This window comes from Fulvivirga sedimenti (genome assembly GCF_020328055.1).
The window spans coordinates 460,874-470,640 of the sequence record NZ_JAIXNE010000001.1 but is presented as its reverse complement, the minus strand read 5'-3'; the positions used below and the strand labels follow the sequence as shown (position 1 = coordinate 470,640).

Here is a 9,767-nt window from a genome sequence, read left to right as displayed (position 1 = left end):
CAATCAGATCACGGAAATAATGCAGATTTGCCGAGGTATCTACGAAAAACCTGGGATAATGGTTGTCTTATCTTCCAAATGCCTTTAAAATATATTTGAAATAAGGTATTCGGGTAGTAGATTTGTCACCGGGTTTGACATGCTGGATTTGCATCTGGAGTAAATTAAATCAGTACAATGACGCAAAAAAAATTTTTAAGTCGCGTTTTAATTACCTTTTTGGTAATTGCATCCTTTTCATCGTTCACTTATGGTCAGGCAGATTCGTCTGCTGTTGAAGCGCCTGCGGCGGCTTCAGCCGGAGAAATTCCGACCGATCCCGCGCGGATCAGTGAAGGAGAATCCCTGTTCAAGGGTAATTGTGCAAGTTGTCACAAGATCGACCAGAAGCTGGTAGGTCCGGCGCTTGCCAATGTGTATGATCGGGCACCATCGATCGACTGGATCGTGAGTTTCATTCAGAATTCACAAAAAGTGATCCAGAGCGGTGATGAGTATGCCAACAACCTGTATGAAGAATACAATAAGGTGCAGATGACTGCATTCCCAACCTTCAACAGGGATCAGATACTTTCCATTCTTGGGTACATCAAGGACCAGACCGAGAATAAGGCAGCGGTGGCTGCAACTGCAACAACACCGGGAGGTGATGTTTCCGTAGAAACGGGTTCAACCATACCGCCCGCATATCTGAATGCGATCATGATCGGACTGGTAGTAGTACTGGTGCTGATCCTGGTGGTGCTTGTGCTCATCACGACCGTTCTCCAGAAATACCTGAAACAGCGGGATGATCTCGCTCCCGAGGACCGTGAGATTGTGGATTCCTCGACTTCACTTGGGAATTTTCTTCGAAGTAAACCGGTCATATTCCTGACCATCTTCCTTTTTGCAGCCATTTCATTTAAGGTGGTGATAAACCAGCTCTACGCGGTGGGGGTACAAATCGGTTACGCACCTGAGCAGCCGATCGCATTTTCTCACAAGCTGCATGCCGGTCAGTACGAAATCGACTGCCAGTACTGCCACACCGGTGTTCGCAAGAGCAAGAGTGCTAATATTCCTTCGCCCAATATCTGTATGAACTGCCACAGTGCCATTCTCACAGAATCTGAGCAAATCAAGAAAATTTATGCAGCGGTGGACAATAACCAGCCTATTGAATGGGTTCGCGTTCACAACCTGCCTGATCTGGCCTACTTTAACCACTCACAGCACGTGAAGGTGGGTAATATAGAGTGTCAGACCTGCCACGGTCCGATTGAGGAGATGGAAGTCGTTCAGCAATATTCCCTGTTAACAATGGGGTGGTGTATCGACTGTCACCGTAAGACCGAGGTAAATACAAAAGATAACGCTTATTACGATAAACTGGTTGAGTTACATGACCAGGAAAGTAAGGAAGCATTGAAGGTGGAAGACATCGGCGGACTTGAATGTTCGAAGTGTCATTATTAACAAATCCAAATACGATCTTATCTGTACCGTAGAAATATGAAGGATAATAAAAAGACATACTGGAAAGGTATTGAGCAATTAACGAACGATCCGGCATTCGTAAAGAATGCCGACAGGGAGTTTCCTGAATTTCCGGGATCCGAAGAGGAAGCAGGTGGAAGCAACCGCCGTGATTTCCTTAAGATGATGGGTTTCGGGGTAGCAGCCGTATCATTGGCTGCCTGTGAGGCACCTATCCGAAAGGCCCTTCCCTATGTTGACAAGCCTGTTGATGTAGATCCGGGAATTCCGAATTACTATGCATCCACCTATATGCAGGGTGGGGATTACTGCAGCATTGTTGTGAAAACACGTGAAGGCCGTCCTATAAAAATCCAGGGAAATAAGCTTTCTTCCATCACCAGGGGTGGCGTGAGCGCCCAGGTAGAGGCTTCTGTGCTTACCATGTACGACAATGAGCGTCTCCGTACACCCAAAAAAGGAGATACAGCCATTACATGGGATATGCTGGATGAGGAGGTTACCAAGGAACTCAACGGCATCGCAGCGCGCGGTGGAAATATCAGAATTGTTTCGAATACCATTCTGAGCCCTAGCACTAAAAAGGTAATTGCCGACTTCAGTGCCAAATTCCCTACAACACAACATGTACAGTACGACCCTGTTTCTGCGCACGGACTCCTCGAGGCGAATCAACAGTCATTTGGTATGCGTGCCGTTCCTTCCTATGATTTCAGCAAAGCTGATGTGATCGTAAGCTTCGGAGCTGATTTCCTGGGAACATGGATTTCGCCTGTAGAATATACCAAGCAGTACAGCCAGACACGAAAACTGAATAATGGCAAAAAGACCATGTCACGCCATTATCAGATTGAGAGCAATCTTTCCCTGACCGGTGCGAATGCCGATTACCGTGTCATGGTTAAGCCTTCGGAAGAGGCTGCCTATATAAAAGCATTGCATGACGCATTGAGCGGCGGACGAAGCGCCGATCTGCCGATGCTCGCACAAATTGTGGCGGATCTGAAAAAAAGCATGGGTAAGAGCCTGGTTGTCAGTGCCTCTAACGATCCCAATGTTCAGGTTCTTGTTAATTCCATCAACAACCAGCTTTCTTCGTATGGAAGCACGATTGACATGTCCAAACCTTCTTATTACCGTCAGGGTAATGATGCGGAAATGGATCGTGTGATCGATGACATGAAGGCCAAGCGGGTAGGTGCGGTTATTTTCTATAACTGTAATCCTGTTTACAATCATCCACGTGGCGCGGAGATCGCTGCGGCACTGGCTGAAACAACACTTTCTATTTCCACTTCTGATCGTCCGGATGAAACAGCCGTTGCATGCCAGTATATTGCACCGGATAATCATTACCTGGAATCATGGAATGATGCAGAGCCTAAAGCAGGAGAGTACAGCTTTGTACAGCCTACTATTACACGAGTATTTGATACACGTCAGGCACAGGAAAGCTTCCTGAAATGGAGCGGTACTGCCAAACCTGATTATTATGCCTACCTCCGTGAAAACTGGAGTGCCACGCTGGGCAACCAGATGGTATGGGATAAGGCTTTGATGGACGGTGTTCTTACCGCTGGTGCTTCATCCTCAGCGATGGCCGACAGCACTTTAATGGATTCTGAAATGGCCGCACCTGGCCAGCCGGCATTTTCTGCCAATGCCTCTGCGGCTGCTTCCGCGATCAAGGCTGCTGGATCCGGTGTTGAACTGGCGATCTATTCTACCGTTGCAGTAGGCGATGGTACACAAGCGAATAACCCCTGGTTACAGGAAACTCCGGATCCGGTAACTAAGGCAACCTGGGATAATTACCTGACCGTTTCACAAGCCTGGGCCAATGAAAATAAAGTTACAGCCTTCGAAGGCAAGTGTAACCTGGCGAATGTTACCGTAGGTGGCAATACCATCACTGTACCGATTCTTATTCAGCCCGGACAGGCACCCGGAACTGTTGGACTTGCCGTTGGATACGGACGAACTTCAGCTGGAACGGTTGCGAATAATGTGGGAGTGAATGCATTCCCGCTGATGGCTAAAAATGGAAGTACATACTCCCTGAATGTAACCAGCGGTGTAACTATAGAGGTGTTATCTGAAAAATACCAGATTGCACAAACTCAGACGCATCAGACCTACATGGGTCGTGAAACTGTTATACAGGAGACAGTTCTGGCAAAATACCAGAAAGACCCTTCAGCGGGACGTTATCATCCGCACGTGGCGACATGGAAAACCGAGGAAGGAGAGGTTTCTCCCGGTTCACTCAGCCTCTGGAAGGGTCACAAATACAATAATCACCACTGGGGACTGGCTATTGACCTGAATTCATGTACTGGTTGCAGCGCATGTCATGTTGCATGTCAGTCGGAAAACAATATTCCTGTTGTTGGACGTGACGAAGTGATCATGCGCCGTGATATGCACTGGATGCGTATCGATCGTTACTATAGCAGCGATGCAGAAGCCGATGATCTGAAGGGACTTGAGGTTGCTGCGGCAAATCCGGAAGTTACTTTCCAGCCTATGATGTGCCAGCACTGTAATAACGCACCGTGTGAAACGGTTTGCCCGGTTGCGGCTACAACGCACAGCACAGAAGGTATTAACCAGATGACATACAACCGTTGTATCGGTACGAGATATTGTGCGAATAACTGTCCGTACAAAGTTCGTCGTTTCAACTGGTTCAAATATCATGACAACAGCCAGTTCGAGGATGTGAACACATCCATGAACAATGACCTTGGCAAGATGGTACTGAACCCGGATGTCACAGTTCGCTCACGTGGTGTTATGGAAAAATGCTCACTTTGTGTGCAGCGGATTCAGTATGGCAAGCTTGAGGCGAAGAAAGAAGGCCGCCGTCCGAAAGACGGGGAGATCGAAGTTGCCTGTGCAAGCGCTTGTCCGTCAGACGCCATCGTATTCGGTGATATGAACGACACGGAAAGCAAAATCTACAAGATGCTGAAGATTCATGACATCGAAGAAGCGGATTTCATCACTGAGAAGGAAATTCACGAGCCACGGGCATACCATGTTCTGGAAGAGATTGGTGTAAAACCCAATGTGACATATTTGACGAAAGTTAGAAACAAAGATGCCAACGCCGATAAGGTGGATGCATAAAAAAGAAACGTAAAACGCGATAAATTAAGTTCTATGCAAGTTACTTCATCCCTACGTGAACCTTTGGTTACCGGGTCGAAAACCGTCCACGACGTAACCGAGGATATATGCAGGCAGGTAGAGGGCAAGCCAACCAAATCATGGATGCTCGGATTAGCGATTTCACTGGGAGCTTTAGGTGTAGGTACCTACGCCGTGTTAACGCTTCTGTGGGAAGGAATCGGAGTCTGGGGTCTGAATAAAACCGTTGGTTGGGCCTGGGATATCACAAACTTCGTTTGGTGGGTTGGTATCGGTCACGCCGGAACCCTGATCTCGGCGATCCTGCTGCTTTTCAGACAGAAATGGAGAATGTCGATCAACCGTGCGGCGGAGGCCATGACGATTTTCGCAGTAATATGCGCGGCGATGTTCCCGGGTCTTCACATGGGCCGTCTTTGGGTTGGATTTTACTGGGCGCTACCGCTGCCAAACACATGGGGTTCCCTGTGGGTTAACTTCAATTCACCGCTGTTGTGGGACGTTTTTGCGATTTCAACATATTTTACGGTTTCTCTTGTATTCTGGTACATCGGGCTGATCCCTGATTTTGCTTCGATTCGCGACCGTGCCAAGAATAAAGTTTCGAAGGCTGTTTACGGAGCCCTGAGCTTCGGATGGGATGGAGCTGCCAAAACATGGATGCGTTATGAATCTGTGGCGCTGATCCTAGCCGGACTTGCAACACCCCTGGTACTTTCTGTACATACCATTGTATCCTTTGACTTTGCCACATCGGTTATTCCCGGATGGCACACAACCATTTTCCCGCCATACTTTGTGGCCGGTGCGATCTTCTCTGGATTTGCGATGGTATTAACACTGATGCTGGTAACACGAAAGATGTTTAAGCTGGAGGACTACATTACCATCAACCATATCGAGTTGATGAACATCGTAATCATTATTACAGGCTCGATCGTAGGTATTGCTTATATCACGGAGTTCTTTATTGCGTGGTATTCGGGTGTAGCGGCAGAGCAGTATGCATTTATCAACCGTGCTACCGGACCTTACTGGTGGGCATACTGGACCATGATGACCTGTAACGTAATATCGCCCCAGTTATTCTGGTTCAAAAAGATCCGTACCAATATCGCTGCTACATTTATCTTATCGATCGTTGTAAACATTGGTATGTGGTTCGAACGATTTGTAATTATCGTGACGTCGCTGCACAGGGATTATCTCCCTTCAAGCTGGGCGATGTTCTATCCCACTTTTTACGATGTGGGAGTATATCTTTTCACATTCGGATTATTCTTTACCGCGTTCCTTCTTTTCGCCAAGTTCTTCCCGGTGATCAACATGGCTGAAGTGAAGAGTATCATTAAATCCTCATCACTGCGCGAAGCGGGAAAAGGTTCCGGTGATTTGGAAACGGCTGTTGAGTCATCTACATTGAATAAATAAGAAAGTAACTGACAATGGATAGTAATAAACACTTTGTTCTTGGTATTTACGACGATGAGGACGTCCTGTTGAAGGCCGTTGAGAAAGTGCGCGGTGCCGGTGTAAAGATCATGGAGGTATATTCACCTTTTCCGGTGCACGGACTTGATGAAGCTTTAGGCTATCGCAGAACACGTCTGCCCATCGCTGCTTTCATGTTCGGTTTGCTGGGAACCAGTTTGGCGCTCACCATGCAGTTCTGGATGATGGGCTTTGACTGGCCGATGATCATTGGTGGTAAGAATTTTGTATCGCTTCCGCCGTTCATCCCGGTAACATTTGAGCTCACTGTACTGCTTGCGGCACTGGGTATGGTTGCCACTTTCATGATTGTGAGCGACCTGAAGCCATACAAGCAGCCAAGATTAATGGATATCAGGATTACCGATGACAAACATGTCATGGCAGTAGATCTTGCATCCAACAAGATTACAAAAGATGATATTCGCAGGATTCTGGCAGATTCCGGAGCAAGTGAAGTTAATGATAAAGATTTCGAATAAGACAGAGATGACAGTAAAGAACTATTTACATACAGCCTTTGCATTCTTCAGCGGACTGGCCATGGTAGCCTGCGGGGCTTCCGGAAACGATCAGGGCCTGGAATATGCGCCTAACATGTATCATTCCGTGCCATATGAGCCGCTATCCCAGATAAAAGATAAGGATGCCGGAAATGCGGCTGAATTGCTTCGCTCGAATGATGACGGGCACGGTGAATATTACAATTCGAATCCGCTCAATACGAGCGAAATGACGATGCGGGTACCACCGGCAAATACAGTTCCGAGAGGCAAATACATTCCGTACCGAATTCCAAAAGACAGCCTGGCACTGGCAGCGCGTATCGTGGAAAATCCGATAGAGGATTCTGAGATCGTTTTGAAGCAGGGCAAGGAATTATATGAGCGTTTCTGTGATCATTGTCATGGCGCAAAAGGCCTGGGTGCTGAGGAAGGATCTGTAGGGGAGGTGTTTGCTGGAGTTCCCAGTTACACTTCTGCCGCATTAAAGGATGTGTCTGGTGGTCATATTTTTCATGTGATTACGAATGGCAAGGGCAGAATGGGCGCACACGGTTCACAGATCAGCGTAGAAGATCGTTGGAAGATCGTTCGCTATGTGCAAACGTTACAAAAACAATAATTCAGCGGGAAACCGAAAGTATTAAGATAGCATTAATAAAATGACTGAAGAAAGATTCACATTTACAGCAGGAGCGAAACGACAGTTATCCATCGTCGCCATTATTGGCGTTGTGCTGTTGGTCGTCGGAGTGGTTTTTACCATGAACAACGCCGGTCATCATGAGGAGGAAGGCGGACATGGAGCCGTGACAGTCGAAAGCGGTACGCTCGATGCAGCCGTCGCTGTTCAACAGGAGGAAGAACATGCTGCAGACGATGCGCATGCAGAAGCCGAAGGAGAACATCACGAAACCGCTCCCTGGTTGAAGCGTTTGCACACAAACCTATGGCTTAACAATGTTTATTTCACGGGGCTTGCCATTATCGGCTTGTTCTTTATTGCTATTCAATATGCAGCTCAGGCGGGCTGGTCGGCCGGTATGAAACGAATTCCGCTAGCCATGGCGCACTGGTTGCCGATTGCCGGTTTCCTGATGCTGGTGAGCTGGTTCTTTGTGAAATCAGACGTATTCCACTGGACCCATCACGATCTGTATGTAGGTGATCATGCTGATAAAATCCTGATCGGAAAAAGTGCTCTGTGGTTCTGGCCGCTGGAAGCCGGTTCGTTCCCGGTATTTTACATTCTTAGAATGGTTGTATTCTTTGGTTTGTGGTATATGTTCTTTCTCTGGATCAAGCGTGAAATGCTGGCTGAAGATATTGAGGGCGGCGTAACACACTGGAAAAAGGCACGGAAATATTCTGCAATCTTCCTTGTTGTATTTGCGGTTTCATCATCAGTAGCTGCCTGGGACTGGATCATGTCCATCGATCCGCACTGGTTCTCAACCATGTTCGGTTGGTACGTATTTGCAAGCTGGTGGGTGAACGGACTTGCTGCGATTACCCTGATCATTGTAATATTGAAGCAAAACGGATACCTCAAGGTCGTTAATGCGAATCACCTTCATGATATTGGAAAATTCATTTTTGGTTTCAGTATTTTCTGGACGTACATCTGGTTCTCACAGTTCCTGCTGATCTATTATGCAAACATTCCGGAAGAGACTATTTATTTTATCGAAAGACTGGAAACCAGTCAGTACGCTACTGTATTTTATGTGAACCTCATCATGAACTTCTTCCTGCCTTTCTTGTTACTAATGACAAGGGATGCGAAGCGTCATATGTCGTTCCTGAAACTTGTTTGTCCGATCATTCTTGTAGGTCACTGGTTTGATTTTTACCTGATGGTAACACCCGGTGTGATGCAGGAAAACGGAGGCTTCGGATTTATGGAGATTGGTATGCTGATGATCTTTTTAGCCGCATTCCTTTTCGTAACCCTAAGTAATCTGGCCAAGGCGCCACTTTACGCCAAAAATCACCCAATGTTGCAGGAGAGTCTGCATCACCATATTTAATGTAAGTAAGATTAGGTATAACCAATTGGAAATATGTTTGAAGTAGTTGTAGTATTAGGTGTAGTTCTGCTGCTGATCATCCTGGTCACCCTTTTCCGGATCGGAAAACTGGTTGGCATCGTTAAGGGTGGATCCGGCAGAAAGGAAATCCGTACCAGTAATAAAGTGAATGCCGCACTGATGATGGTGTTCCTTATTGGTAGTTTTGGCCTGTTCTTCTGGTATTCCTGGAGATATTTCGATGATTACACGTTACCGGTGGCATCAGAACATGGGGTACTTACTGATCAGCTTTTCTGGGTTACCATGGCGGTGACAGGATTTATTTTTGTTCTTACAAACATCCTGTTATTCTATTTTTCATGGAAATACCAGTATAAGGAAGGAGAGCGCGCTAAGTTTTATCCTGATAACATGAAGATCGAGGTTATCTGGACAATCGTTCCGGCGTTGGTTTTAACGGTTCTTGTATTTACAGGTCTGCGTGCCTGGAATGATATTACCAGCGAAGCAGCAGAGGATGCAGAAGTAGTAGAGATCATGGGCTACCAGTTTGGCTGGGGACTTCGCTACCCTGGTGTGAAAGATAATGAGCTGGGAGATTATAACTACAAACTTATTGATGCGTCCAACCAGTGGGGAATGGATCTGACTGATGAGAATTCATATGATGATTTTACCCCGATAGAGTTGCATATACCCAAAGGCAGAGAGATTCTTTTCAAGATCCGTGCCCGTGACGTGCTGCACAGTGTATTTGCTCCCCATTTCCGATTGAAAATGGATGCGGTACCTGGTATGCCGACGCATTTCAAATTTACAGCAACCAAGACAACAGAAGAAATGAAGGCGGAAACAAAAGATCCGGACTTCGAGTATTTCATTACGTGTACAGAGATCTGCGGCCGCGGACACTTCTCTATGAAGCTGAAGGTGGTAGTGGATGAGCCGGCTGATTATCAGGCCTGGAAAGCAGAACAGCCTACATGGCTGAAACTGAATCCTGAGTACCTTGAAAAGATCCCTGCTGAAAAGCGTGAGCTTGCAGTGATCAAATCGGGTATCGACCAAGCACAACTCAACGAATTGGAAGCTTCACTTTAAGAAATAT

Annotated in this window: 7 protein-coding genes; all 7 read left to right on the top strand. The window is 46.7% G+C overall.

The genetic code is table 11. The features are described from left to right. The first annotated feature begins 177 nt into the window (after positions 1-177). Genes LDX50_RS02115 through LDX50_RS02085 form a run of 7 tightly spaced genes read left to right on the top strand, consistent with a single transcriptional unit; the run spans position 178 to position 9,760 of the window. Positions 178-1,458, top strand: coding sequence for a c-type cytochrome (locus LDX50_RS02115; protein ID WP_225696749.1), 1,281 nt, complete (start codon positions 178-180; stop codon positions 1,456-1,458). Between the two features lie 36 nt (positions 1,459-1,494). After that, complete coding sequence (locus LDX50_RS02110) at positions 1,495-4,611, top strand: TAT-variant-translocated molybdopterin oxidoreductase (RefSeq protein ID WP_225696748.1); 3,117 nt, start codon at positions 1,495-1,497, stop codon at positions 4,609-4,611. 33 nt (positions 4,612-4,644) lie between these two features. Continuing rightward, a complete protein-coding gene (nrfD, locus tag LDX50_RS02105) occupies positions 4,645-6,063 on the top strand; it encodes an NrfD/PsrC family molybdoenzyme membrane anchor subunit (protein WP_225696747.1) in 1,419 nt (472 codons plus the stop codon). Between the two features lie 14 nt (positions 6,064-6,077). Beyond that, positions 6,078-6,605 (top strand): DUF3341 domain-containing protein, encoded by a 528-nt coding sequence (locus tag LDX50_RS02100; protein WP_225696746.1) that lies wholly within the window; start codon positions 6,078-6,080, stop codon positions 6,603-6,605. Further along, complete coding sequence (locus tag LDX50_RS02095) at positions 6,586-7,248, top strand: c-type cytochrome (protein WP_338029989.1); 663 nt, start codon at positions 6,586-6,588, stop codon at positions 7,246-7,248. The genes LDX50_RS02100 and LDX50_RS02095 overlap by 20 nt, the downstream gene beginning before the upstream one ends. Before the next feature lie 40 nt (positions 7,249-7,288). Beyond that, positions 7,289-8,656, top strand: a complete 1,368-nt coding sequence (locus LDX50_RS02090; protein ID WP_225696745.1) for a quinol:cytochrome C oxidoreductase — start codon at positions 7,289-7,291, stop codon at positions 8,654-8,656. A 33-nt stretch (positions 8,657-8,689) separates the two neighbouring features. Then, complete coding sequence (locus tag LDX50_RS02085) at positions 8,690-9,760, top strand: cytochrome c oxidase subunit II (RefSeq protein WP_225696744.1); 1,071 nt, start codon at positions 8,690-8,692, stop codon at positions 9,758-9,760. Positions 9,761-9,767 lie beyond the last annotated feature (7 nt).